Genomic DNA, 26276 nt, shown 5'->3' with positions numbered 1-26276 from the left:
GCCGCCCCAACACGGCGGCGTCGGTGGGATTGCGGGAGCTCAGCGCAGGGCCAGTCTCAACCCAGTGCCAGTCTCAGCGCCTCGACCGTGGAGACGGGCAGGTCGCAGGTGGTGCCGCGGCAGACATAGGCCGCGGCCCGGCCAGCCACCGGCCCACGGTCCTGCAGCAGGGCCGGCGAGGCTCCGGGGCGCCCGACCACCACGAGGGACCCCGGCGGTGTCAGCGCGAGGGCGGTCGCAGCCAGCTCGCTCTGCCCCTCGCCCTCGCTGATGGCCACCTGCAGCGGACCGGTCTGCAGCGCCTCGCCGACCGCCAGCGCCCACCCGGCAAACCTCGGCTCCCGGGCCGCGACCGCGCCCATCGGCGCCAGCGCGTCGCTCGCCAGGCGCAGGTGGTCGGCGGACCCGGCGGCGGCACCATAGGCGAGGAGGGCTCCGGCGAGCGCGGACTGACCGCTGGGCTCGGCGTTGTCCCCGCGGCCGCGAGGACGCAGCACCAGCTGCTCGGCGTCCGAGGCGGTGTCGTGGAAGACCCCGTCGCCGTCGCTGAAGCGTGCGACCGCGTCGTCGAGCAGTGATCCCGCCACGGTCAGCCAGTGCTGGTCCGCCGTGACGGCATGGAGGGTGACCAGACCCTCAACCAGGTCGCCGAAGTCCTCTGCAACGGCCTCGGCGTGACCCACGACCCCGCCGCGGGAGCTGCGCCGCAACCGCCCGTCGACCAGGTGCGCCTCGGTCACCAGCGTCGCCGCACCGACAGCCGCGTCCACCCAGGCCGGCTCGTCCAGCAGCCAGCCGGCCTCGGCGAGGGCGGCGATCGCCAGACCGTTCCAGGCAGTCACCACCTTGTCGTCAAGGTCGGGCTGGGGCCGACTGTCTCGAGCCTGCTGCAGCTGGGCGCGCACGGCCTGCCACCAGGTGGGGTCCTCTGGGTCGACCGGCAGCTGCAGCGTCGAGGTGCCGTGCTCAAAGGTGCCCTGCTCGGTCACCACCAGCAGCTCGGCGGCGCGCGCACCGTCCTGCGGACCGAGCACGTCACCCAGCTGCTCGGGTGTCCACACATAGGTCGCCCCCTCGACTCCCTCCGTGTCGGCGTCGAGTGACGAGGCGAAGCCGCCCTCGGGGGTGTGCAGTGGGCCGAGCAGGAACTCGGCCGTCCCGCGCACCACCCGCTCCGCAAGTTCACGCAGCGGGGCGGCGTCCTGGCGGCCGGCTGCCTGCCAGACGTGCGCATAGAGACGCAGCAGCTGCGCGTTGTCATAGAGCATCTTCTCGAAGTGCGGCACCACCCAGGCCCGGTCCACGGCATAGCGCGCAAACCCGCCACCGACCTGGTCGTAGGTGCCGCTGCGCGCCATCGCGATGGCCGTTTCCTCCAGCATGGTCCAGGCCGAGGAGCTGCCGGTGCGGGCGTGGTGGCGGACCAGGAACTCCAGCACCATGGTCGGGGGGAACTTCGGGGCGGTGCCGAAGCCGCCGTGCTCCTGGTCGAAGCTGCGCGTCAGGGTGGCGACGGCGCCGGCGAGCAGGTCCTCGCTCATCGGTTGTCCCTGAGTCACCCCGTCCTGGGCGCGGGCCAGTGCCTCGACGACGGCGGTGCCACTGGCCCGGACCTGGTCCTCCTGCTCGGCCCAGGCGGTGGTGATCGCGCGCAGCAGCTGCAGGAGCTGGGGCCGGGGCAGATAGGTCCCGCACCAGAACGGCTCGCCCTCAGGGGTGAGCAGACACGTCATCGGCCACCCACCCTGCCCGGTCATGGCCACGGTGGCGTCCATATAGACCGAGTCCACATCGGGTCGCTCCTCGCGGTCGACCTTGATCGGCACGAAGCCGGCGTTGAGCGCCTCGGCGACCGCTTCGTCCTCAAACGACTCATGGGCCATGACATGGCACCAGTGGCAGGCGGCATAGCCCACGGACAGGAAGACCGGCTTGGTGCTCGAGCGCGCGAGCTTGAAGGCCTCGTCGGTCCACTCGTGCCAGTCCACCGGGTTGTCGGCGTGCTGTCGCAGGTAGGGAGAGGTCGCGGTGGAGAGACGGTTGGCCATGCCCCCACCGTCTCACCTCACCGACCGGCCGTGCAGACCTACGGCGCCTCGTCCTGCGTCGACGTGCACCTGAGCGCATCCTTCACGCTGGGGTCGGCTTGGGTTCAGGGGTCAGCGCAACACCAATCTGCCGGGAGGCATGGTGCTGCGTTCGTATGGTCTGGGTTTGGTGGCTGCTGGGATGGCTCTGGAGGAGGTGGGCAGGGTCTTGGCCCGGGACCGGTCGTCGGTGCTTCGTTGGGTGCGGGCCACGGGTGTGGCCGCCGACCAGCTCGTCTTGCGACCGGAGCTGTTGCCGGCTGGCTTCCTTGAGGGCGGTTATGTCGATGCCCGGGGCTTGCTGACCCCGGCCGGGGAGGAGTTGATCGCTCCGGTGCGGGTGGCCGGTCAGGTGGGCCAGCCGAGCAGTGCACAGCGTCGCGCCGAAGCGTTCGGAATGCTTGCCGAGGGAAAGAGCCTGACAGCGGTCGCCCGCACGCTCGGCATCAACGAGTCGACCCTGTACCGGTGGATCGTCGCGCAGGGGTGGTCCGGGCAACCCGGTGGGATCGGGGGGTTGGACGGCGCGTCGCGGGCGGCGGCTCGCGCGAGCCTGGTACCTGCTGTACCTATGGATGAGGACTACCGCGATGAGCGGGGCCGGTTGACCCAGGCCGGGCGCGGGGTGCTCCAGCACCTGGCTGGCACCACCGCGACCAACGCCCATATCGCCAGGGTGCTGGGCGTGCACCGCTCCACGATCGGTCGGGAGCTGGCCCGGTTCGCTGACCGAGCCGGCTACCGCGCTCGGGCCGCGCAGGACCTTGCCACTGCCGCGGCGGCCCGTCCGCAGGCCCGCCGGTTGTCCTGCCCGCGGTTGCGAGCCGCGGTGATCGAGCGGCTGAACAAGAGGTGGTCGCCCGAGCAGGTCGCTGCTGACCTGCGTCTCAGCTACCCGGACGAGGAAGATATGTGGGTGTCCCACGAGACGATCTACCAAGCGCTGTACGTCCAGGGCAAAGGCTCCCTGCGTCACGAGGTGAAGGTGGCCAAGGCCACCCGCACCGGCCGCACGAGCCGCAAGCCCCGCTCCAAGCTGCCGCCCAAGGCCAGCAGCCGGTCCTGGATCGATGAGGACAACCACATCAGCGCCCGACCTGCCGAGGTGGCCGACCGGGCCGTGCCCGGCCACTGGGAAGGAGACCTCGTCATCGGTGCCAAGGGCGCCACCGCGTTGATCACCCTGGCCGAGCGGGCCACCCGCAACGTGCTGATCTACCGACTCCCGGACCGCCACGACGCCCCGACCGTGACCCAGGCCCTGATCCAGATGGTCGCCGACCTCCCGGGCGACCTGCGCCGAACCATCACCTGGGACCAAGGATCTGAGCTGGCTGAGCACGCTGATTTCACACTGGCCAGTGACTGCCAGGTCTACTTCTGTGACCCGCACTCACCCTGGCAACGCGGCACCAACGAGAACACCAACGGCCTGATCCGTGACTTCTTCCCCAAAGGCACCGACTTCGCCAAGGTCACCGACGAAGAAGTCCGTGACGCCCAGGACCTCCTGAACACCCGACCCCGCAAAACACTCGGCTTCGCGACTCCCGCCGCTAGACTCGCCGAACTACTCACCGTTGCGCAGACCCCTTGAATTCGCCCGGCATCTCGTGTGAAGGATCCATGCAGTTGCACCCTCGTTGCGGTCCCGGACTGCGCCAGAGGTCATCTGCTGGCCCGCCCCTGGAGGTGGCCGTCCCCGGTTCTGTCTGATGGAATCAGCACGTGAGCAACGACGTGCAGGACCTGGCCGCGCGAGCCGGACGCAGTGACTCCCTCGAGCTGCTGGCCAGGATCGGGTATGCCGCCAGTGGCCTGATCCATCTGCTGATCGCCTGGATCGCGGGTCAGGTCGCACTGGGCGGGTCCGGCGAGGCGGACCAGTCGGGTGCACTGCAGCAGCTCAGCGGCACCCCGGTCGGTGGCGTGCTGCTGTGGGTCTGTGCCGCCGGGTTCGCGGCCCTGGCGATCTGGCACCTTGTCGAGGCAGCGGTGCCGCACGGGGGCTCGACCAAGGACCAGTTCTTCGACCGTGGCAAGGCCGTCGGCAAGGCGGTGGTCTATGGGGCGCTGGGCTGGACCACCTTCCAGGTGGTGACCGGTCAGGGCTCGGACAGCGGCGAGAGCACCACCTCGGCGACCGCGACTCTCATGCAGGCGCCGGCCGGACGGATCCTGGTCGGTGTCGTCGGCCTGGTCGTGCTGGGGGTCGGGGCCTACCACGTCTACAAGGGGGTGGCCCGCAAGTTCCTGGAGGACCTCAAGGGCACCGGGGGCGGCGAGGTCACGCGTGCGGTCGAGGTGCTCGGCGTCACGGGCTACACCGCAAAGGGCGTCGCGCTCGGCATCGTCGGTGCACTGATCGGACTCGCGGCGCTCCAGGCGGACCCGGACCAGGAGACGGGCCTCGACGCTGCGCTGAAGACCCTGCAGGACCAGCCATTCGGGTGGATCCTGCTGCTCCTCGTGGCGATCGGGTTGGCGGCCTATGGCATCTACTCCTTCGCCCGGGCGCGCTACTCCACCATGTGACCTGCGGCCGTCAGGCCGGCTGCATCGCCTTGCTGATCGTGATGTGCCGGGTGAGCGACTCGGCCAGGTCAGCCGGCTCTTCCTGGATGTCCCAGACCGCGTTGCGCAGGATCCGGACCTCGGTCATCGCCCGGGCGCGGTCCGGGTCGATGCCGGCCGCCTCGCAGAGCATCTCCAGCCGAAGGTTGAGGTGCAGGCGCGTGTCGTGGGCGGTCTGGGCCTCCGTCCACCTGTTCCACAGCGCCGGGGCCACGACCCAGGCCCGGTCGGCGGCCATTGCCTGCGGGTCGATCGCCACCCACTCGCCCGGGTCGGGTCGCCACAGCACGTTCTCCTGGTGCAGGTCCGCGTGCACCAGATGGGCGTCGATGTCGGGCTCGGCAGCCAGCTCCATAGCCAGAGCCCGCCCCCGGTCCAGCACCTGACGCGGCAGGGCGCGCGACTGCCCGCCGCGCAGCGCATCGATGTCGCGCACCAGCTCTGCCAGGTGCTCGCTGCAGCGCAGCCGCAGCCACGGCGGGGCGGGTCGGTTCAGCCGCGCGGCCAGCCGCCCGATCTCCTCGCACGACTCCAGCACGCCCACACGAGGTCCGTTCAGGTCGCGCAGATCCAGCCGCTCGAGCAACAGGCCACCGCGGGACGGGTCGGCGGCGATGAGCCGGACGGCCCCACGACCAGCCCAGGTGCGCAGCGTGCGGTGCTCGTCCCTGGCCTCGGGGTGCGGCCAGGCGACCTTGAGCACCGCAGGCTCGTCGGCACCGTCGACCGGCAGCACCAGCGCGGCATACCCGTGGCTGGGCGGCCCACTGACGACCAGGCCCCACTGGTCCAGCAGCTCCGTGACCAGGCCGGGGAGGGTGCGCAGCCAGTCGGGCCCGGACCCGAACCCCGGTGCCGGGACGTGCTGGTGCATCCGGTCGATCAGCCCCTGGGGCACCAGGTCGGTGACCGAGCGCGGCAACGGCTCCGTCGACCGCAGCCCCGGCTCAGGCACCCGGGACCCGCATGCCGGGGAAGGCGGTCACCGGGTTCCACGGCTGGGCGAGCCGCACCGCGTCGGCCAGCAGCCGCACCGACCCCGCGACGGCAGCCTCGTCGCCCGAGAACGCTGCGGTCTGCGCCATGATCGACGGTGGCAGTGTCGCCATCAGCTCACCGGCAAGGGTGCCACGTGCTGTTGCCGAGTCGACGTCCTGCGGCAGTCCATAGCCCAGGGGCGCAGGGGCGGCAGCCTTGCCCGCCAGCTCGGTGAGCTGCCGGGTAAAGGTTCGCAGCGGGCCCAGGACCGTGCGGTATGCCGCCCGCTCATCGTTGTGGGACCGCGCGGCGATCACCTCGAACCCATAGACGGCGGGCCGATAGACGTTCAGCAGGTTGTTGGCCGCAGCCTCGGTCGGTCCGGTCAGGTTGGGCCAGCTCGGCTCCTGCCCGAACAGGTGCGCCATCGCCCCGCGCTGGGCGGTGAGCGCGATCAGCATCGGCAGGTTGGCCCTGCTCACCTCCGCCAGTGCGTTCAGCGCGGCCGGGCTGACGTCGTCCAGCGCCGCCCGCCCCAGCTGCTGCAGCGCCTGTGCCGCCTGCGCGGCCGGGGAAGGGCCACTGGTGCGCTCCTCGGCGTCACCGGTCGCGTCGTCGTCGCCCGTGCCGTCGTCGCCCGTGCTGGCGTCACCCGGGGCGGAGGTGGCGGTGGCGGCATCGCCCGTGGGGGTGCTGGTCGTGGTGGCCCTGTCGGCGTCCTGGGGGGTCGGGCTCGGTGTCGTGGGCTCAGGGACGGCGACGTTGCCGGCGCGCAGGACGTCGGCCAGCACCTGGGCCTGCTCGTCGAGGGAGCCCTGCACCTGGGTCTGCATGGCGCGGGCCGCCCCCTCAGCGCCGGTGATGGCCCGGCACCGGTCGGCCAGCTCCCGGGCTCGCGCCAGCGCGAGCAGCAGCACCTCCGTGTCGGCAGGCTGTGACGGGGAGGCGGCCGGTTCGTCGGGCTGCGTCGGCCCCGGTGTGGCGGTGGCCTCGGGGGACGTGGGTTCGGAGTCACAACCGACCAGGACGGCTCCCAGCCCCGCCCCCATGACGGCCAGCAGTGATCGACGAGTGATCGCAGCGGCCATGAGCGCGATCCTGACACACCGGAGCGGCTAGAGTGGCCGTTCCGGGCGATCCCGGCACGATCTGGACAGGTCGCGACAGCAGAAGAGGGAGGCCCGATCATGGGACAGGCCGAGCAGGTTCGCGAGACGGCGGGTGCAGCACTCGCCGGCAGCGGCGTGGTCGTCGAGGACGTTGCCGTCCACCCGGCGGGCAAGCGGCGGCTCGTGCGGGTCGGCGTGGCCCGCGACGTGGCCCACCTCCTGGCCGACGACCTGTCCACTCCTGTCGAGCCGCTCACCCTCGACGAGGTGGCCGACGCGAGCCGGGTCGTGGGCAGCGCCCTCGATGACAGTGACGCGATGGGCGCCGCCCCCTACACGTTGGAGGTCAGCTCCCTCGGGGTCGACCACCCGCTGACGACCCCGGCCCAGTTCCGCCGCAACGTCGGTCGGCTCCTGCGGGTCCGGCTGGCTCCGACGGAGGGGGAGGCCGGCGACCCCACGACCCAGACCGAGACCGAGAGCAGGCTCACCGAGGCCGGGCCGGACGGCATACGTCTTGACGGTGGGACCCAGACGCCAGAGGGCCTGCTGCCCTATGACCGCATCGCAGCTGCCAGGGTGCAGGTGGAGTTCACCCGCCCGGGTGGAAAGGACAACTGATGGACATCGACATCGCCGTGCTGCGGCAGCTGGAGCGCGAGCGGGAGATCCCGCTCGAGACGATCGTCCAGGCGATTGAGCAGGCCCTGCTCATGGCCTACGAGCGCGCGGAGGGACATCACCCCCACGCCCGGGTCGAGCTGGACCGCAAGACCGGTCACGTCACCGTCTGGGCGCGTGAGTCCGGGGAGATCGACGAGGAGACCGGCCTGCGCGGCGAACCGGGACCCGAGTTCGTCGACACCCCCGAGGGCTTCGGCCGAGTCGCGGCCGCGACCGCCCGCCAGGTGATCGTGCAGCGGATGCGCGAGCTGGAGGACGACGCGATCCTCGGCGACTTCCGTGGCCGCGAGGGCGACATCGTCTCCGGGGTGATCCAGCAGTCCAACGACCCGCGCCACGTGCTGGTCGACTTCGGCACGGTCGAGGGGGAGCTGCCCACCTCCGAGCAGGTGCCGGGGGAGACCTATGACCACGGTCAGCGCCTGCGCACCTTCGTGGTCGGCGTCAAGCGCGGTCCGCGCGGTCCGCAGATCACGCTGTCGCGGACCCACCCCAACCTGGTGCGTCGCCTGTTTGCGCTCGAGGTGCCCGAGATTGCCGACGGGACCGTCCGCATTGAGGCACTGGCCCGCGAGGCCGGGCACCGCACCAAGATCGCGGTGCGCGCCACCGTCCCCGGCGTCAACGCCAAGGGCGCCTGCATCGGCCCGATGGGTCAGCGGGTGCGCGCGGTCATGACCGAGCTGCAGGGCGAGAAGATCGACATCGTCGACTTCAGCGACGACCCGGCCGAGTTCGTCGCCTCGGCGCTGTCCCCGTCGCGGGTGCAGTCGGTCACCATCGTCGACGACCGTGCTCGTCAGGCGCGCGTCGTCGTCCCTGACTACCAGCTCTCGCTGGCGATCGGACGCGAGGGTCAGAACGCCCGGCTCGCGCACAAGCTCACGGGCTGGCGGATCGACATCCGGCCGGACACCGCGCCGGCGGACACTGCTCCCGGCGAGTGACCCTGTAGAGTGGTGCAGGTTGTTCCGCCGTCTGACGGCCTGTCAGGACCGCGCACCCCGGTGCGCACCTGCGTGGGCTGTAGGCACCGCGCGGAGCAGACCGCACTGTTGCGCGTCGCTGCCGTCGACCACCCCGACCCCTCACAGGGCTGGCTGCTGGTCCCGGACCCACAGCGCCGCCGGCAGGGGAGAGGAGCCTATGTGCACCTCACCCCGCAGTGCGTGACGGCTGCCACCCAGCGCAGTGCGTTCGGCAGGGCCCTTCGTCGGCCTGGTCGACCGGACACCACGGCGCTGGAGGCGTTGCTGGGTCAGTCCGACTGACCCCAGCACAACGGGACCGTCCGACCCACCGTGGGTCGGACACCGGACGGACGGACCACCAGGTCCGACCGCCAGATCAGGCGGGGCCGAGCGGCCCTGTCATCGAGGAACCGGAAGCGGGTTTGACGCTGATGAGCACCCGATGAGTACTCAGCAATGAGCACCCACCAGCACTAGTCCCGGTCGTGCGCCCTGAACAGGCTCGGACCGAGACGCCCAACGAAGGAGAACTGTGGCTAAGGTCCGGGTTTATGAGCTCGCGAAAGAGCTCGGGGTTGAGAGCAAAGAGCTGCTCGCCCACCTGAAGGAACAAGGAGAGTTTGTCCGGTCGGCATCGTCGACCATCGAGCCTCCCGTGGTCCGCAAGATTCGTGAGAACCCCCCGGCAGCGGCCAAGCCGCCTGCCGCCAAGAAGGCTGCGCCCGCCAAGGACGCTGCCCCCGCCAAGGAGGCAGCCGCCAAGCTGGCGTCTGCTGATGTCGACGCGACCCCCGCCTCTGCGCAGGAGGGCGCCAAGGCTCCCGCTGCGAGCGCGCCGACACCGGCCAAGCCAGGCGTGAAGCCCGGCCCGGCCAAGCCGGGCGGCACCGCCGCACCCGAAGCAGCTGCGCCGGCCGCCCCGCAGGCACCGACCGCACCGGAGACGAGCACGGCTGCGAGCGGCTCTGATGAGCCCGCGCGTCCCGCCGCCTCGTCGAGCCCCTCGGGCCGTCCCGGCCCGCGCACGCCCGAGGCCCCGGCTGCTTCCGGGTCCCGTGAGGGCGCTCCCCGTCCTGGCGTGAAGCCCGGCCCCCGGCCTGGCAACAACCCCTTCGCCTCCAAGCAGGGCATGGGCCGCGAGCGTCCGCGCGCCGAGCGCTCCGACCGTCCCGAGCGCGGTGGTGAGCGAGGCGGTGCACCGCGTCCGGGCAACAACCCGTTCGCGCCGTCGCAGGGCATGCCCCGCCCCGGTGGCACCCGTGGCGGCCAGGCCGGTCCTGGCGGTCCGCGCCCTGGTGGTCCGCGTCCCAACCCCGGCATGATGCCCGACCGTGCGGCTGTTCCCCGTCCGGGTGAGCGCCCGGCCCGTGGCGGCCCTGGTGGCCGCGGTCGTCCCGGCGCTGGTGGACCCGGTGGCGGCCCCGGTGGACCCGGTGGCGGTCCCGGTGGCTACCGCGGTGGCGGTGGCGGTCGTCCCGGTGGCGGCCCGCGTGGGCGTGGCGGCACGCAGGGTGCCTTCGGTCGTGGAGGCGGCAAGGTCCGCGGACGCAAGTCCAAGAGGGCAAAGCGCGCAGAGTTCGAGCAGATGCAGGCGCCGAGCATCGGTGGCGTCAGCATCCCGCGCGGCAACGGCCAGACCATCACGGTGCGCCGTGGCGCCTCGCTGAGCGACTTCGCCGACAAGATCAACGTCGACCCGGCATCGCTGGTGACCGTGCTGTTCCACCTCGGTGAGATGGCGACGGCGACCCAGTCCCTGGACGAGGACGCCTTCGGCGTGCTGGGCTCCGAGCTGGGCTATGACATCCGGGTCGTCTCGCCGGAGGAGGAGGAGCGCGAGCTCTTCACCTCCTTCAACATCGACCTGGATGCTGAGACCGAGGCCGAGACCGACGAGGACCTGGAGGCACGTCCCCCGGTCGTGACCGTCATGGGTCACGTCGACCACGGCAAGACCCGACTGCTCGATGCGATCCGTCAGGCCGATGTCGGTGCCAGCGAGACCGGTGGCATCACCCAGCACATCGGTGCCTACCAGGTGCACACCCACCACGAGGGCGACGACCGTCCGATCACCTTCATCGACACCCCGGGTCACGAGGCGTTCACCGCCATGCGTGCCCGTGGTGCCAAGGTGACCGACATCGCGATCCTGGTGGTCGCGGCCAACGACGGTGTCATGCCGCAGACGATCGAGGCGCTCAACCACGCCCAGGCTGCGGACGTGCCGATCGTGGTGGCGGTCAACAAGATCGATGTTGACGGCGCCAACCCGGCCAAGGTGCGCCAGCAGCTGACCGAATACAACCTGATCGCCGAGGAGTATGGCGGTGAGACGATGTTCGTGGACGTGTCCGCCAAGAACAACCAGAACATCGACGCGCTGCTCGAGGCGGTCCTGCTGACCGCGGACGCGGCCCTGGACCTGCGGGCCAACCCCAACAAGGACGCTCGCGGTGTGGCCATCGAGGCCAACCTGGACCGCGGTCGTGGCCCGGTGGCCACGGTGCTGGTCCAGCAGGGCACCCTGACGGTCGGGGACGCCATCGTGGCGGGCTCGGCCCACGGTCGCGTGCGCGCCATGCTCGACGAGCACGGCAACAACGTGCAGGAGGCGACCCCGTCGCGTCCGGTGCAGGTGCTCGGTCTGGCCTCGGTGCCACGGGCGGGTGACACCTTCCTGGTGGCCCCCGACGACCGCACCGCGCGCCAGATCGCCGAGAAGCGCGAGAGCGCCGACCGGCAGGCCTCGCTGGCCAAGGCCCGCAAGCGGATCAGCCTGGAGAGCCTCAACGAGGCTCTGGCTGCCGGCAAGGTGGACACGCTCAACCTGATCCTCAAGGGCGACGTGTCCGGTTCGGTCGAGGCGCTCGAGGACGCTCTGCTGCAGATCGATGTCGGCGACGAGGTCGACCTGCGGATCATCGACCGCGGGGTCGGTGCGATCACCCTCAACAACATCAACCTGGCTGCGGCCTCGGATGCGATCATCCTGGGCTACAACGTCCGGGCCGAGGGACAGAACGCCGAGGTCGCCGAGCGCGAGGGCGTGGAGATCCGCTACTACGGCGTGATCTACCAGGCGATCGAGGACATCGAGAGCGCGCTCACGGGCATGCTCAAGCCGGAGTACGAGGAGGTCGAGACGGGCACCGCGGAGATCCGCGAGATCTTCCGCTCCTCCAAGTTCGGCAACGTGGCCGGCTCCCTCGTCCGCAGCGGCGAGATCCGCCGCGGCGCCAAGGCTCGGATCACCCGCAACGGCGTGGTCATCACCGAGGGCCTGGAGATCGCCGGCCTGCGGCGGTTCAAGGACGACGTCACCGAGGTCCGCGAGGGCTTCGAGTGCGGCATCAACCTGGGCTCGTTCAACGACGTCCAGACCGATGACCTGATCACCACCTATGAGATGCGCGAGATCCCGCGCAGCTGATCGGTCGAGGATCGCAGAGCCCGGGTGCACCTGTTGCGCCCGGGCTCTGTCGCGTCCAGGGCCCACCTCCACGCACGGGAGAGGTTGGCGGCGCCACTGCGTGCGCGGGTCGGCCGCGAGGCGACCTAGACTGACTCGTTGCAACCCGACCGAGGAGGAGACATGGCAGATCCCGCACGCGCCCGCAAGGTCGCCGAGCGCATCAAGGTCCTGGTGGCCCAGGGTCTGGACACGCTGGTCAAGGACCCCAGGCTGGGGTTCGTCACGATCACCGACGTCCGGGTCACGGGGGACCTGCAGCAGGCCACCGTCTTCTACACCGTGCTGGGCGGGGACCAGGAGCGCGCGGATGCCGCTGAGGTCCTGCAGACCTATCGCGGCCGGCTCCGCTCGCACATGGGCAAGGGCCTGGGCATCAGGCTGACGCCGACGCTGGAGTTCGTGCCCGACGCGCTGCCCGAGGACGCCGCGCACCTCGAGGACATCTTCCGTCAGGTGCACGAGCGCGACTCGCAACTGGCCGCCAACCGGACTGAGAGCGGCTATGCGGGGGAGGCCGACCCCTATCGCAAGGCGCGCGAGGCAGACCCGGTCGGCGACGAGCTGGACGAGGACGACGAGCCCGACGACAGCGACCAGATCGAGAAGTATGCCGACGGCCGGGACTGAGTCCCGGGCCCAGCAGGTGCACCCTCCCGCCGGTGACGGGCTGCTCGTCGTGGACAAACCTGCGGGCTGGACCAGCCATGACGTCGTGGGACGGTCCCGGCGGCTGTGCGCCACGCGACGGGTGGGGCACGCCGGCACGCTGGACCCGATGGCGACCGGGGTGCTGGTGCTGGGGGTCAACCGGGCCACCAAGCTGCTCACCTTCCTGGTGGGGGCGGACAAGGCCTACACCGCGACCATCCGGCTCGGGGTCAGCACCGTGACCGACGACGCCGAGGGTGAGGTCACCGCGCGCCACGACACGTCGCAGCTGACCGAGGCGGCGGTCCGGGCTGCGATCGCCGACCTGACCGGCAGCATCCAGCAGGTGCCCAGCTCGGTCAGCGCGATCAAGATCGACGGCAAGCGCTCCTATGCGCGGGTCCGGGCGGGTGAGGACGTCGAGCTGCCCGCACGGCCGGTGACGGTCCACCGCTTCGAGGTGTCCGACATCCGCGCGGGCGACTCGCAGACAGACACGGACGCAGCTAGCCCGACCGAGCCCGTCGTCGCCTGGCTCGACCTGGACGTCGAGGTCGAGGTCAGCTCCGGCACCTATGTGCGTGCCCTGGCTCGCGACCTCGGGGAGCAGCTCGGCGTGGGTGGGCACCTGACCGCCCTGCGCCGCACCCGCGTCGGGGGCTTCGAACTGGCCTCGGCAGCGACGCTGGAGCAGCTTGAGCAGGACGGCGTCTCCGCCCACCTGGTGCCGCTGGCCGAGGCTGCCACGGCCACCTTCCCCAGCCGCACCCTGAGCGCCCAGGAGGCCATCGACCTCGGTCACGGCAAACGACTCCCGGCAGCACAGGCGGGGCGGACCGAGCCGGTGGCCGCTATCGGTCCAGATGGCGTGCTGGTGGCCATGCTGGACGAGACCGGGGAGGTGGCGCGCAGTCATGTCGTCTTCCCCGCCCTCTAGAGTGGAGTCCGTGCCGCGCTGGACCGACCTGCAGGAGATCCCGTCCGGGTTCGGACCCAGCGTGGTGACCCTCGGCAACTTCGACGGGGTCCACCGCGGCCACCGCGCCCTGCTGGGGACCGTCGTCCGCGAGGCGCGCGCGCGGGACGCACGGGCCGTGGCCGTCACCTTCGACCCCCCGCCGCTTGCCGTCCTGCACCCCGAGCGGGCCCCCGTGCAGATCGCCGGCGTGGAGCACCGCCTCGACCTCATGGCGGGCACCGGCCTGGACGCGATCCTCGTGCTGGCCTTCACCCACGAGCTCGCGGCCATGACGCCTCACGAGTTCGTCCGCGAGGTGTTCGTCGACGCGCTCGGTGCCACGGCGGTCGTGCTCGGCACCGACTCCCGCTTTGGCGTGCACAACTCGGGCAACATCGACACGATGCGCGAGATCGGCGCCAGCGACGACTTCGAGGTGGTGGAGCTGGCCGCGGTCGGCGAGACCACCGAGGGGGCCCGCAACTGGTCCTCCACCCACGTGCGCGCCCTCCTGGGTGAGGGTCAGGTGGACCTGGCTGCCGACATACTCGGTCGTCCGCACCGCGTCACCGGTGAGGTCGTGCACGGAAAGCGTCGCGGTCGCGAGATGGGGTTCCCGACCGCAAACCTGGGCGGCACGGTCGAGGGACTGATCCCCACGGACGGCGTGTATGCCGGCTGGCTGGAGCGCTTTGACCTGCCGGTGGGCGACCCGGAGCGCCGGTTGCCGGCCGCTATCTCGGTCGGGACCAACCCCACCTTTGACGACGTGCCGGTGCGGGTCGTCGAGGCGCACGTCCTGGACCGGCTGGACCTGGATCTCTATCACGAGCAGGTGGGCGTCGACTTCGTGGAGCGACTGCGCGGCAACGTGCGCTTCGAGTCGGTGGATGAGCTGCTCACCCAGATCGGTCGCGACGTCGACGCCAGCCGGTCCATCCTGTTCGGCTAGGCCATGGCCTGGCTGCGCATCGACTGGGGGCTGTATGTCGCAGCGCTGGGTCTGAGTCTGCTCGGCGCCCTGCTCATCTGGTCCGGCACCCACCAGGACGTGGGCTCGGCCCTGGTCGTGCGGCACCTGATCAACACTGGCATCGGGATCACGATGGCGGTGCTCCTGCTGCGGGTCGACGTCCGCTGGATCAGAGCCGCCGCTCCCTGGCTCTATCTGGCCGGCATCCTGGGGCTGCTGGTCGTGCTCAGCCCGCTCGGGGTCACCGTCAACGGCTCCCGCTCCTGGATCCACCTGCCCGGCGGGTTCTCCCTGCAGCCGGCCGAGCTGTCCAAGATCGCGCTGTGCATCGGCCTGGCGATGATCCTTGCCGAGTCGCGCAGCCCGAGCCGCACACCCGGTTGGCGTGACGTGCTGACCGCGTGGCTGCTGGCGGGTCTGCCCATCGGGTTGATCCTGCTGCAGCCGGACCTGGGGACCGCGCTGGTCCTGGGCGCCATGGCGGTCGGTGTCGTGGCCGCGTCGGGAGCGGCGCTGCGCTGGACGGTGCTCGCGGTCGCCGGGGCGGTGGGGGCGATCGTGGCCGCGATCAGGGTGCCGCTGCTGGATGGCTACCAGCTGGACCGGCTGCTCGCCTTCGCCGACCCGTCCCGGGACCCGCAGGGCATCGGCTACCAGACCCGGCAGGCCCGTCTGGCGATCGGCTCCGGTGGCTGGGACGGAGCCGGCCTCGGCCAGGGACCACAGACCCAGGGCGGGTTCATCCCCTTCCAGCACACCGACTTCGTCTTCTCCATCGCGGGGGAGGAGCTGGGCCTGGTCGGCAGCCTCGGCATCCTCGGACTGCTCCTGTTTGTCGTGATCCGGGCACTGTGGGTGGCGGTCCGCACCGAGGACCCGTTTGCCCGGCTGGTCGCCGTCGGGGTGGCCGGCTGGTTGCTCTTCCAGACCGTCGAGAACGTCGGCATGAACCTCGGGCTGACGCCGGTCACCGGCCTGCCGCTGCCCTTCTTGTCCTATGGCGGGTCCTCGATGTTCGCCTGCTGGTTGGCGGTCGGACTGGTCGCAGCCTGTCAGCAACCCCGGCGCACCTACCCGTAGGTAACATTTGGGCAGCGGTTGTGGGGGTCGGCCTACCGAATCGGCCATCGACCTGAGAGGATCAGGCTCACACACCCGCCCAACGAAGGACGAGTTATGGCGCTGTCTTCCCGCGACGAGCAGTTCGACCAGAGCAAAATCGACAACCGCGCTGCCAGCGTCGGCCACCTGTTCCGTGACAGGGTCGCCAGCACGCCGGACGCAGAGGCGTTCCGCTATCCGGTCGGAGAGTCCTGGGAGTCGCTGACCTGGGCGCAGACCGGTGCCCGCGCCAACGCGATCGCGGCCGGTCTGGTCGACCTGGGCGTGCAGGGCGAGGAGCGGGTGGCGCTGTGCTCCGCCACCCGGCTGGAGTGGGTGCTCGCCGACCAGGCCGTGATGTCCGCCGGCGCCGCGACCACCACGATCTATCCGACCACCCTGCCCGACGACGTGGCCTACATCGTGTCCGACTCCGGCAGCAAGGTGGTCATCGCCGAGGACTCCACGCAGGTCGAGAAGCTGCGCGCGCACCGCGGCTCCATGCCCGAGGTCTCCCACGTGGTCGTCATCGACGGCGAGGGTGACGGCGACTGGGTCATCACCCTCTCTGAGCTGGAGGAGCGGGGTCAGGCCCGGCTCGAGGCCGAGCCAGAGCTGATCAACGAGCGCATCGACCAGCTGACCCCGGACCATCTGGCCACCATCATCTACACCTCCGGCACGACGGGCCGGCCCAAGGGCGTGCGGCTCCCGCACTCGGCGTGGACCTATGAGGCGGCCGCGGTCGACGCGATCGGCATCCTCGACTCCGACGACCTGCAGTACCTCTGGCTCCCGTTGGCCCACGTCTTTGGCAAGGTGCTGCTCGTGCTGCCCCTGCAGGTCGGCTTCCCGACCGCAGTGGACGGACGCGTGGACAAGATCGTCGAGAACGTCGCCGTCGTCAAGCCGACTTTCATGGGTGCGGCCCCGCGCATCTTCGAGAAGGCCTATGGCCGCATCACGATGATGATGGCCGACGAGGGCGGCATCAAGGAGAAGCTGTTCCACTGGGCCACGGGCGTCGGGCGCAAGGTCAGCGAGCTGCGCCAGACGGGCACGGAACCCACCGGCGTCCTCGCGGTGCAGCACAAGATCGCCGACAAGCTGGTGCTCAAGAAGGTCCAGGAGCGCTTCGGTGGCCGCGTCCGGTTCTTTATCTCCGGTTCGGCGGCGCTCAACCGTGACGTCGCCGAGTGGTTCGACGCGGTGGGCCTGCGGATCATCGAGGGCTACGGCCTCACCGAGACCTCGGCGGCCTCCTTCGTCAACCGCCCCAGCATCGGCGGCTACCAGTTCGGCAGCGTCGGGTGGGCACTGCCCGGCACTGAGGTCAAGATCGCCGAGGACGGCGAGATCCTGCTCCGCGGCCCGGGTGTCACCACCGGCTACCACCAGCTCGAGACGGCCACGGCCGAGGCGTTCGGCGAGGACAAGTGGTTCCACACCGGCGACATCGGTGAGCTCGACGCCAACGGCTTCCTGCGGATCACCGACCGCAAGAAGGACCTGTTCAAGACCTCCAACGGCAAATATGTCGCGCCGTCGGTCATCGAGTCGATGTTCAAGGGGATCTGCCCCTACGCCAGCCAGCTGGTCATCGAGGGAGACGGTCGCAAGTTCGTGTCCGCCATCATCACCCTCGACCCCGACGCGATCGCCGGTTGGGCGGAGAAGAACGACATGGCCGGCAAGGAGTACGCCGAGGTCGTCACCTCCCCCGAGTGCCGCGCGATGGTGCAGGGCTATGTCGACGAGCTCAACCTCCAGCTCAACCGCTGGGAGCAGATCAAGCAGTTCGTCATCCTGGACCACGACCTCACCGTCGAGGAGGGCGACCTGACTCCGAGCATGAAGCTCAAGCGCCGGGTCGTCACCAAGAAGTATGCCGACCAGCTGGACGCGCTCTACGCGGACTGACCTGGACACGCGCTCACACCGCCGCCACGGAGATGCCGAGCGGCCCGCCTCACCGCGGGCCGCTCGGCATACCCTTGCTGTCATGACTGCCACGGACGAATCCCGCCCGCGCACGCCTGGCGACAGCATCTTCCCTGCGCTGGAGCCGCTGCTCGAGCAGGTCAGCAAGCCGGTGCAGTATGTCGGGGGTGAGCTGAACTCGCAGGTCAAGGACTGGCACGTGGCCGGGTTCGGGCCGGAGGGTGCGGAGCTCACGGTGCGCTGGGCGCTGATGTATCCCGACGCCTATGAGATCGGGCTGCCCAACCAGGGCGTCATGATCCTCTATGAGGTCCTCAACGAGCAGCCGTTCGCGCTGGCGGAGCGGACCTACTCCGTCTGGCCGGACCTGGAGGGGCTGATGCGCGCCGAGGGTGTGCCGCAGTTCACCGTCGACGGGCACCGGGCTGTGGGTGACTTCGATGTGTTCGGGCTTTCCTTCTCGACCGAGCTCGGCTACACCAACATGCTGACGGCGCTTGACCTGGCGGGTCTTCCGCTGCATGCGGTGGACCGCACGGACGAGCACCCGATCGTGATCGCGGGCGGGCACGCCGCCTTCAACCCCGAGCCGATCGCCGACTTCGTGGACGCTGCCATCGTCGGTGACGGTGAGGAGGCGGTGCTGGCCGCGACACAGCTCATCGGCGGCTGGAAGAGCGAGGGCAGACCGGGTGGGCGGCATGAGCTGCTGCTGCGCCTGGCGCGCACCGGCGGTGTCTATGTGCCGGCCTTCTATGACGTGGACTATCTGCCGGACGCCCGCATCCAGCGGGTGGTGCCGAACCAGGCGGGGGTGCCGTGGCGGGTCAGCAAGCACACGGTGATGGACCTCGACGCGTGGCCCTATCCGAAGACGCCGCTGGTGCCGGTCACCGAGTCGGTGCACGAGCGGATGAGCGTCGAGATCTTCCGCGGGTGCACCCGCGGCTGCCGGTTCTGTCAGGCAGGCATGATCACCCGTCCGGTGCGCGAGCGCTCCATCGAGGGGATCGGCGCGATGGTGGCCCAGGGCCTGGACGCCACCGGCTACGAGGAGGTCGGGCTGCTCTCCCTGTCCTCGGCCGACCACAGTGAGATCGCTGACGTCGCCAAGGGACTGGCCGACCGCTATGAGGGCACCAACACCTCGCTGTCCCTGCCCTCGACGCGGGTGGACGCCTTCAACATCGAGCTGGCCAACGAGCTCACCCGCAACGGTCGGCGCTCCGGTCTGACCTTCGCGCCGGAGGGGGGCAGCGAGCGGCTGCGCAAGGTGATCAACAAGATGGTCAGCGAGGAGGACCTGATCAGGACCGTGGCGGCGGCGTATTGCGCGGGGTGGCGTCAGGTCAAGCTCTACTTCATGTGTGGTCTGCCGACCGAGACCGACGAGGACGTGCTGCAGATCGCTGACCTGGCCAAGAAGGTGATCGACACCGGCCGACAGGTCAGTGGGCACAAGGACATCCGCTGCACCGTGTCGATCGGGGGCTTCGTGCCCAAGGCCCACACGCCGTTCCAGTGGGCTGCCCAGCTGGGTGCCGAGGAGACCGACGCCCGCCTGACGAAGCTGCGCCAGGCGCTGCGGGCCGACCGGCGCTATGGCTCAGCCATCGGCTTCCGCTATCACGACGGCCAGCCCGGCATCGTGGAGGGGCTGCTCTCTCGGGGGGACCGCCGGGTCGGTGCGGTGATCGAGCAGGTCTGGCGGGACGGCGCGCGGTTCGACGGCTGGAGCGAACACTTCCACTACGAGCGCTGGATGGGCGCGGCTGAGCGGGCGCTGGCCGGGTCGGGTGTCGACGTCGCCTGGTTCACCACCCGCGAGCGGGGGGAGAGTGAGGTCCTGCCGTGGGACCACATCGACTCCGGCCTCGACAAGGAGTGGCTCTGGGACGACTGGCAGGACGCCATCGACGAGCGTGAGGTGGACGACTGCCGGTGGACACCCTGCTATGACTGCGGCGTCTGTCCGCAGCTGAACACCCAGATCCAGATCGGCCCCACCGGCAAGAAGCTGCTGCCGCTCAGCGTGGTGTGAGGGCTCAGACCTTGCGGGCTCGGATGATCCCGTCGATCGCCAGGATCGAGGCCTTGAGGTCGTCCTCGACCTGGCCCTCGACGTCGACGAGGGTGTAGGCGTAGTCCCCGCGCGCCCGGTTGGTGAACTCGGCGACGTTGAGGCCGGCCTCTGCGAGCACGGCCGTGATCTGACCGATCATGTTGGGCTTGTTCTCGTTGAAGATGGCCAGCCGCGTCGTGCCGGGCGTGCGGCCCATGACGACGGTGGGGAAGTTCACCGAGTTGCGGATGTTGCCGTGCAGCAGGAAGTCGGTCAGCTGGTCGACCGCCATCACGGCGCAGTTGTCCTCGGCCTCGCTGGTCGAGGCCCCCAGGTGCGGGAGCGCGATGACCTTGGGGTGGATCGAGCCGGCCTCGGTGGGGAAGTCGTTGACATAGGCGTGCAGGTGCCCGGAGTCCAGAGCGGCGATCACCGCGGCCTCGTCGACGATGCCGCCGCGGGCAAAGTTGAGGATGACGCTGCCCGGGCGCATCGTGGCGATCCGCTCCGCGCTGACCAGCCCCTGGGTGGCCTCGATGAGCGGCACGTGCAGCGTGATGAAGTCCGAGCTGGCGAGCAGTTCCTCGACGCTGGTGACCTGCTCGACGCTGGGCGAGAGCTGCCAGGCGCGTTCCACCGTGATCGCGGGGTCATAGCCGAGCACCTTCATGCCGAGGGACTGGGCGGCGTTGGCGACCAGCACGCCGATCGCGCCGAGGCCGATGACCCCGAGCGTGCGACCGGGCAGCTCGAAGCCGGCGAACGCCTTCTTGCCGGCCTCCACCTGCTGGTCCAGCTCCTTGCCGGACAGGTGCTGCTCCGCCACGAGGTTCTTGGTGTAGTCGGCTGCGTGATAGAGGTTGCGCGCGGCGAGGAGCATGCCGGCGATGACCAGCTCCTTGACCGCGTTGGCGTTGGCGCCCGGGGTGTTGAAGACCGGGATGCCCCGTGCGGCCATCGCGTCGACCGGGATGTTGTTGGTGCCGGCCCCGGCGCGGGCCACGGCATACAGGCTCGGCGGGACCTCGTAGGAGTGCAGGTCAGCCGAGCGCAGGAGCAGCGCGCGCGGCTCGGGGATGTCGGTGCCGACGTCGAACCGGGAGCGGTCGAGGCGCTCCAGGCCGAGCGGCGAGATGGCGTTGAGCGTCTGGATGGCGAAGGTCACGGGTGGGTCCTCGGTCTGTCGCGGGTCAGCAAGGGGCGGTGTCGGGTCGGCCGGTCAGGCGTGGGTGCGCTCGAACTCCTTGAGGAAGGCGACGAGCGCGTCGACGGACTCCTGGGAGGTGGCGTTGTAGATGCTCGCTCGCAGGCCGCCCACGGAGCGGTGACCCTCGAGGTTGGTCAACCCCGCGGCATACGCCTGGGTGAGGAACTCCTGGTCCAGCGAGCTGTCGGCCAGCAGGAACGGCACGTTCATCCAGCTGCGCGAGCGGGTCTCGACCGGGTTGGAGTAGAAGTCGAGGCCGTCGATCGCGGCATAGAGCGTCTCGGCCTTGCGCTGGTTGCGCTCGGCCATGGCGGTCACGCCACCGGTGTCGCGGACCCACTGCAGGTTCAGGCCCAGGAGATACCAGCCGAAGGTCGGGGGTGTGTTGAGCATCGAGTCGGCCCCCGCCATGACGGCGTAGTCGAGCACCGACGGCGTCTGCGGGCGGGCGCGGCCGAGCAGGTCGTCGCGCACGATCACCACGGTGATCCCGGACGGGCCGAGGTTCTTCTGGGCGCCGGCATAGAAGAGGCCGAACTTCGAAACGTCCAGCGGGCGGGACATGATCGTGGAGGAGAGGTCGGCCACGAGGGGCACGTCGCCGGCCTCGGGGAGGTAGCCGAACTCGACCCCACCGATCGTCTCGTTGGCCGTGTAGTGCAGGTAGGCCGCGCCGTCGGTGACGCGCAGCGTGTCCGCAGCCGGTGTGGTGGAGTAGTTGGAGGCCTGCTCGTCGGCGATGACGTTGACCTCGGCAAACTTGCGGGCCTCGGCGATCGCCTTGGTCGACCAGGCGCCGGTGTTGATGTAGTCCACCTGGTCACCGGGGGCGGTGAGGTTCAGCGGGATCGCGGCGAACTGGCCGGTCGCCCCTCCCTGCAGGAAGAGCACCGCGTAGTTGTCGGGCACGCCCAGCAGCTCGCGCAGCAGGGCTTCGGACTCCGCCGCCACCGCCACGAAGTCCTTGCTGCGGTGACTGATCTCCATCACGGACATGCCGAGTCCGTTGAAGTCGGTCAGCTCGGACTGGGCGCGCTCGAGCACCTCGAGGGGGAGCGCGGCGGGACCTGCGGCAAAGTTGTGGACACGCACGGATGGACCTCCGGGGAACGGGTGTCAGTCGCGAAAGCGGTCGCAGCGCCTCGTTGAGTGCGGCCAGTTCAGGCAACCATGATCTGCCGACCTTACGACGCGCACCAGCCTGCCCAAAGATTCGGGGGTATGGGTTTGGCCACACTGGGCGTCCCGGTGTGTCGGCCGGGCCGGTTAGTCTGCCTGCCATGGCTGCTGCCCGACGTGTCCCGGTGGGCCCCGCGCCGGACCCGGCGGTGCAGAAGCTGCGGGTGCGCTATGCCAAGCGGGGGCGGATGCGGTTCACCTCCAGCCGTGACTTCCAGCGTGCCCTCGAGCGGGCGCTGCGACTGGCGCAGGTGCCGATGGCCTACTCGGCCGGCTTCCACCCGCACCCCAAGGTCAGTTATGCCAATGCCGCCCCGACGGGGGTCGCCTCCGAGGCGGAGTATGCCGAGCTGTCGGTCACGCGGGTCATCGACGCTGACCAACTGGTCCAGTCGCTGGACGCCGCGCTGCCGGACGGGCTGGACATCGTCGACGCGGTCGAGGCCGCACCCGGCGCCCTCGCGGACCTGCTCGTGGCGAGCCGGTGGCAGCTGAGCTTCCCCGGTCTTTCGGTGGAGCACGTGCAGCAGGCGGTGGACGCCTTCCTAGTCCAGGAGTCGGTGGAGGTGACACGGATGATGAAGCAGGGTCCGCGCGCCATCGACGTGCGGCCACCCGTGCTGCTCGCTGAGGTGGTGGCCGGAGGTGACACGCACGGTCCGGCGGCTGTGCTGCTGGTGACCATCCGGCATACGACACCGACGGTGCGGCCCGCCGAGATCTGGACGGCCCTGCGCGGGGTGAGCGAGGTCGACCTGCCCCGACCGGCGAGCACGCGGCTGGCCCAGGGGCGCCTGGGTGAGGACGGCACCCTCCTCGATCCCCTGAGATGACCAGAAGTCCGGCCCCCGTGTGAGATAGTGACCGTGGTTGTGCGACCGGCCACACCAGCCGCACGACCCGACACGATCTCCCGCAGTGCGGCCAGAGAGCAGGCACGCGAGCGAGTGACTCCACGTCACTCAAGGATCTGGTCGGCGCCGCCACCGGTGACGCGCGAACTGCGCGAGCCGCCCGGCGTATCCGGACGACTTCCGTCCGGCCGGCGCCCCGCCGGTCCGACGACGCAACCCGCGCCCTGCGGGAGTGGACCTATGGGTCCGGTGTGGGCTCCTGTCGGGCCACGAGAGGAAACCATGGCCACCATGGACCAGAGCCCCGACACACCCGCTGAGACAGCACCGAAGAAGGCCACGGGGGGTGCGACGGCCTATGGGTCGCTCTTCTCCCACGACGCGGAGGGTGCGCCGACCGCGCAGAAGGTCACCAGCGGGGGAACTCCCAGCGACGGGGACAGCGAGGCCTCTGAGGCGGCGCCCAAGAAGGCCACCGCGCGCCGGGCCGCGACCAGGAAGACCGCTGCGAAGGCGACCACCGCCAAGACGACCGCCGCCAAGAAGAGCACAGCCAAGAAGGCGGCTCCCCGCAAGAGCGCCAAGTCCGCGGCTGCCGCGACCGAGTCGGACGAGCCGGCTGTCGCGACCGAGCCGGACGCACCGGCAGACGCTGAGCTGACCACGGAGGTCGTTGACGTCGAGGTCGTCGAGACCGAGGCCGTCGAGACCGAGCTGGACGAGACCGAGGTGGACCAGGCAGAGGCAGCCACCACGACTCCTGCCTCACCGTTCGGCCTGCTCTTCCAGGCTCCTGACCTGAGCGCCGTGCCGACCCGGCAGCCGCGGCGCCGCGCACCGGCCGCGTCCGCGCCCGAGACCACCGGCGATGCGGACTCCGACTCGCGCTCCGACTCGGACACCACCTCCGACTCGGACACCACCTCCGACACCTCGCCGGACTCCACCTCTGATGGGGGATCTGACGCGGGCTCCGGCGCCGGGACCACGCCGCGCTCGCGGGGCCGCCGCGGCCGCCGCCCGAGCACCGCAGGAGGCGAGGGCGAGACCAGCGAGCAGCCTGATGCCCGGCAGCAGGGCCAGGGCGACAGCGGAGACAGCGACGACTCGCAGGATGGTTCCAACTCCTCGGACGACTCTGACGACCTGAGCGGCCGTCGCCGTCGCCGCCGGGGCGGCAAGGGCCGGCGCGGGCGTGGGACGGGCGAGGACGATGCCGACTCCCAGGACGGTTCCGACCCCACCGACTCTGGGCAGGCCGACGAGTCCTCCGACAACGGTTCCGACGACGAGTCCTCGACCGGCACGGTGCGACGCCGTCGGCGCAGCAACCGGCGCGGTGAGGACGGCGAGGCGCGTGAGTCGCGCCGTGCCCGTGAGGAGGTCACCGGCGTGCGTGGCTCCACCCGTCTGGAGGCCAAGCGTCAGCGCCGCCGTGAGGGTCGCGAGGCGGGCCGCCGCCGCACGATCATCACCGAGGCCGAGTTCCTGGCCCGCCGCGAGAGCGTCGAGCGCACCATGGTGGTGCGCGGGCTGGCCGACCGCACCCAGATCGGGGTCCTCGAGGACGGGGTCCTGGTCGAGCACTACGTCTCGCGCGAGACGCAGAGCACGATGGCCGGCAACGTCTATCTGGGCCGCGTCCAGAACGTGCTGCCCAGCATGGAGGCCGCGTTCGTCGACATCGGCAAGGGCCGCAACGCCGTCCTCTATGCCGGCGAGGTCAACTGGGACGCCGCCGGTCTGGACAGCAACGCGCCCAAGCGCATCGAGAACGCCCTCAAGTCCGGCGACTCGGTCCTGGTCCAGGTGACCAAGGACCCGATCGGCCACAAGGGTGCGCGGCTGACCTCGCAGGTCTCCCTGCCGGGCCGCTATCTCGTGCTGGTGCCGGGCAACTCGATGACCGGCATCTCCCGCAAGCTGCCCGACACCGAGCGGGCCCGGCTCAAGAAGATCCTTCGTGAGGTCGTCCCCGAGGGGTCGGGCGTCATCGTGCGCACCGCGGCCGAGGGGGCCAGCGAGGAGGAGCTGCGCGCCGACGTCGAGCGGCTGACCGGCATCTGGCAGCGGATCGAGAAGAAGCAGAAGAGTGTCAACGCCCCGGCTCTCGTGCACGGCGAGCCGGACATGACCGTCCGGGTGATCCGGGACGTGTTCAACGAGGACTTCGCCAAGGTCGTCGTCGCCGGTGAGCAGGCCTGGACCGAGGTCAGCGACTACATCGCCGACGTCGCTCCCGACCTGGCCGACCGGCTCGAGAAGTGGACCGGCACCCAGGACGTGTTCACGCACTACCGGGTGACCGAGGCGCTGACCAAGGCGATGGACCGCAAGGTGTGGCTGCCCTCCGGTGGGTCGCTGGTGATCGACCGCACCGAGGCGATGACCGTGGTCGACGTCAACACGGGCAAGTTCGTCGGGTCCGGCGGCAACCTGGAGGAGACGGTCACCAAGAACAACATCGAGGCGGCCGAGGAGATCGTCCGTCAGCTCCGGCTGCGCGACATCGGCGGCATCATCGTCATCGACTTCATCGACATGGTGCTGGAGAGCAACCGCGACCTGGTCGTGCGCCGCCTCCTGGAGTGCCTGGGCCGCGACCGCACCAAGCACCAGGTGGCCGAGGTCACCTCGCTGGGACTGGTGCAGATGACGCGCAAGCGGGTCGGCGCGGGGCTGATCGAGGTCTTCTCCGAGCAGTGCGTCCACTGCAACGGCCGGGGCATCGTCGTGCACTCCGAGCCGATCGAGAAGTCCGACCACAACGGCAACGGCGGTGGCAGCTCCAGCGGTGGTGGCCGACGCGGTCGCGGCCGCTCCGGCACCCCCAGCAGCGAGCCGGAGCGTCCCGCGCGCCCCACGCCGGCACCGGGTGGCCCCACCCCGGCCCAGATCGCCGCGGCCGCGCACGCCGCCGCGATTGCCAGCTCCAGCCAGGCCACACCGGCAGCCAGCGGTGGCTCCGGCAGCTCGGACGCCGCTGAGGCACCGGCGGGTGAGGCTGCCGTGGCAGACGCGACAACGGCAGACGCGACAACGGCAGACGCGCCAGCGGCTGAGATGACCGGTGCTGCGGGCAGTGCTCCGGCGGCTGATGCCGGCGCCGCGGACACCGCAGCCGAGGCTACGACGACAAGGCGTCCCAAGCGGGGACCCCGCCGCGGAAGCGCTGGGGCCGGCGCCCCGGCCAGGGCCCAGCCCGCCGAGTCAACTGGCGAGGCGCCTTCCGAGCCGGTGACCCGGTCCGCCTCAGAAGTGCCCGCGTCCCAGCCCGAGCCCGTTGAGCCTGCCGAGTCGGAGACACAGCCGACGCCCCGCCCCCGGCGCCGCCGTGGCCGGGTCGTGTCACCGGCCGGACCTCCCGGAGGCGTGCCGACCGACACCGTCGACCCGGCGACGGCGGAGTCTGCCGCAGAGGACGGCCCCGAGCCCGCTGCCGAGCCCGCCGGTCAGTGACTGAGGCAGCGCCCCC

At 70.6% G+C, this 26276-nt stretch carries 19 protein-coding genes; 14 read left to right on the top strand and 5 right to left on the bottom strand.

The window, feature by feature from the left end; genetic code table 11:
- Positions 1–56 precede the first annotated feature (56 nt).
- Positions 57–2048 (bottom strand): thioredoxin domain-containing protein, encoded by a 1992-nt coding sequence (locus NF557_RS10960; protein ID WP_252619328.1) that lies wholly within the window; start codon positions 2046–2048, stop codon positions 57–59.
- 139 nt (positions 2049–2187) lie between these two features.
- Between NF557_RS10960 and NF557_RS17855 the strand changes: the two genes are divergently transcribed.
- Together NF557_RS17855 and NF557_RS10950 are read left to right on the top strand one after the other, a co-directional pair.
- On the top strand, positions 2188–3684 hold the full coding sequence (locus NF557_RS17855; RefSeq protein WP_425342940.1) for an IS30 family transposase: 1497 nt from the start codon (positions 2188–2190) through the stop codon (positions 3682–3684).
- A 131-nt stretch (positions 3685–3815) separates the two neighbouring features.
- Complete coding sequence (locus NF557_RS10950; protein WP_252619326.1) at positions 3816–4622, top strand: DUF1206 domain-containing protein; 807 nt, start codon at positions 3816–3818, stop codon at positions 4620–4622.
- A 10-nt stretch (positions 4623–4632) separates the two neighbouring features.
- On the opposite strand, the gene NF557_RS10945 is transcribed toward NF557_RS10950, so the two are convergent.
- Both NF557_RS10945 and NF557_RS10940 read right to left on the bottom strand, forming a co-directional pair.
- Positions 4633–5616: an aminoglycoside phosphotransferase family protein gene (locus tag NF557_RS10945; protein ID WP_252619325.1), complete on the bottom strand. Its 984-nt coding sequence runs from the start codon at positions 5614–5616 to the stop codon at positions 4633–4635.
- Positions 5609–6727 (bottom strand): DUF4439 domain-containing protein, encoded by a 1119-nt coding sequence (locus tag NF557_RS10940; protein WP_252619324.1) that lies wholly within the window; start codon positions 6725–6727, stop codon positions 5609–5611. The genes NF557_RS10945 and NF557_RS10940 overlap by 8 nt, the downstream gene beginning before the upstream one ends.
- A gap of 99 nt (positions 6728–6826) precedes the next feature.
- Here NF557_RS10940 and NF557_RS10935 point away from each other — a divergent pair, with 99 nt between their 5' ends.
- The 10 genes from NF557_RS10935 to NF557_RS10890 all read left to right on the top strand — a co-directional run bounded on the left by NF557_RS10935 (position 6827) and on the right by NF557_RS10890 (position 19540).
- On the top strand, positions 6827–7369 hold the full coding sequence (locus NF557_RS10935) for a ribosome maturation factor RimP (protein ID WP_252619323.1): 543 nt from the start codon (positions 6827–6829) through the stop codon (positions 7367–7369).
- A complete protein-coding gene (gene nusA / locus NF557_RS10930; RefSeq protein WP_252619322.1) occupies positions 7369–8379 on the top strand; it encodes a transcription termination factor NusA in 1011 nt (336 codons plus the stop codon). Before NF557_RS10935 ends, nusA begins: the two co-directional genes overlap by 1 nt.
- A 9-nt stretch (positions 8380–8388) precedes the next feature.
- Positions 8389–8703: a YlxR family protein gene (locus NF557_RS10925; RefSeq protein WP_342454480.1), complete on the top strand. Its 315-nt coding sequence runs from the start codon at positions 8389–8391 to the stop codon at positions 8701–8703.
- A gap of 232 nt (positions 8704–8935) precedes the next feature.
- Positions 8936–11836 carry a translation initiation factor IF-2 gene (gene infB, locus NF557_RS10920; protein ID WP_252619320.1) on the top strand — a complete coding sequence of 967 codons (2901 nt, stop codon included), beginning with the start codon at positions 8936–8938 and terminating at the stop codon, positions 11834–11836.
- A gap of 162 nt (positions 11837–11998) precedes the next feature.
- Complete coding sequence (gene rbfA / locus NF557_RS10915) at positions 11999–12505, top strand: 30S ribosome-binding factor RbfA (protein ID WP_252619318.1); 507 nt, start codon at positions 11999–12001, stop codon at positions 12503–12505.
- On the top strand, positions 12486–13463 hold the full coding sequence (gene truB / locus NF557_RS10910) for a tRNA pseudouridine(55) synthase TruB (protein WP_252619316.1): 978 nt from the start codon (positions 12486–12488) through the stop codon (positions 13461–13463). Before rbfA ends, truB begins: the two co-directional genes overlap by 20 nt.
- Before the next feature lie 10 nt (positions 13464–13473).
- Complete coding sequence (locus NF557_RS10905; protein ID WP_252619314.1) at positions 13474–14436, top strand: bifunctional riboflavin kinase/FAD synthetase; 963 nt, start codon at positions 13474–13476, stop codon at positions 14434–14436.
- Positions 14437–14439: 3 nt separating this feature from the next.
- Entirely contained in the window at positions 14440–15537 is a 1098-nt protein-coding gene (gene rodA / locus NF557_RS10900) for a rod shape-determining protein RodA (protein WP_252619312.1), read from the top strand.
- Positions 15538–15633: 96 nt separating this feature from the next.
- Positions 15634–17478 (top strand): AMP-dependent synthetase/ligase, encoded by a 1845-nt coding sequence (locus tag NF557_RS10895; protein WP_252619310.1) that lies wholly within the window; start codon positions 15634–15636, stop codon positions 17476–17478.
- 82 nt (positions 17479–17560) lie between these two features.
- Entirely contained in the window at positions 17561–19540 is a 1980-nt protein-coding gene (locus NF557_RS10890; RefSeq protein ID WP_252619308.1) for a TIGR03960 family B12-binding radical SAM protein, read from the top strand.
- Between the two features lie 4 nt (positions 19541–19544).
- Here NF557_RS10890 and NF557_RS10885 read toward each other — a convergent pair whose 3' ends face one another.
- Together NF557_RS10885 and serC are read right to left on the bottom strand one after the other, a co-directional pair.
- Complete coding sequence (locus NF557_RS10885; RefSeq protein WP_252619307.1) at positions 19545–20726, bottom strand: phosphoglycerate dehydrogenase; 1182 nt, start codon at positions 20724–20726, stop codon at positions 19545–19547.
- Positions 20727–20780: 54 nt separating this feature from the next.
- Positions 20781–21860: a 3-phosphoserine/phosphohydroxythreonine transaminase gene (serC, locus tag NF557_RS10880; protein WP_252619305.1), complete on the bottom strand. Its 1080-nt coding sequence runs from the start codon at positions 21858–21860 to the stop codon at positions 20781–20783.
- Positions 21861–22048: 188 nt separating this feature from the next.
- Between serC and NF557_RS10875 the strand changes: the two genes are divergently transcribed.
- Together NF557_RS10875 and NF557_RS10870 are read left to right on the top strand one after the other, a co-directional pair.
- Complete coding sequence (locus NF557_RS10875; protein ID WP_252619303.1) at positions 22049–22780, top strand: TIGR03936 family radical SAM-associated protein; 732 nt, start codon at positions 22049–22051, stop codon at positions 22778–22780.
- Between the two features lie 303 nt (positions 22781–23083).
- Positions 23084–26260, top strand: coding sequence for an Rne/Rng family ribonuclease (locus NF557_RS10870; protein ID WP_252619301.1), 3177 nt, complete (start codon positions 23084–23086; stop codon positions 26258–26260).
- Positions 26261–26276: the final 16 nt, after the last annotated feature.

Origin of the sequence: Ornithinimicrobium cryptoxanthini, from assembly GCF_023923205.1 — a bacterium.
In the GTDB taxonomy this organism is placed as follows: domain Bacteria; phylum Actinomycetota; class Actinomycetes; order Actinomycetales; family Dermatophilaceae; genus Ornithinicoccus; species Ornithinicoccus cryptoxanthini.
This window is presented reverse-complemented; position numbering and strand designations above follow the sequence as displayed.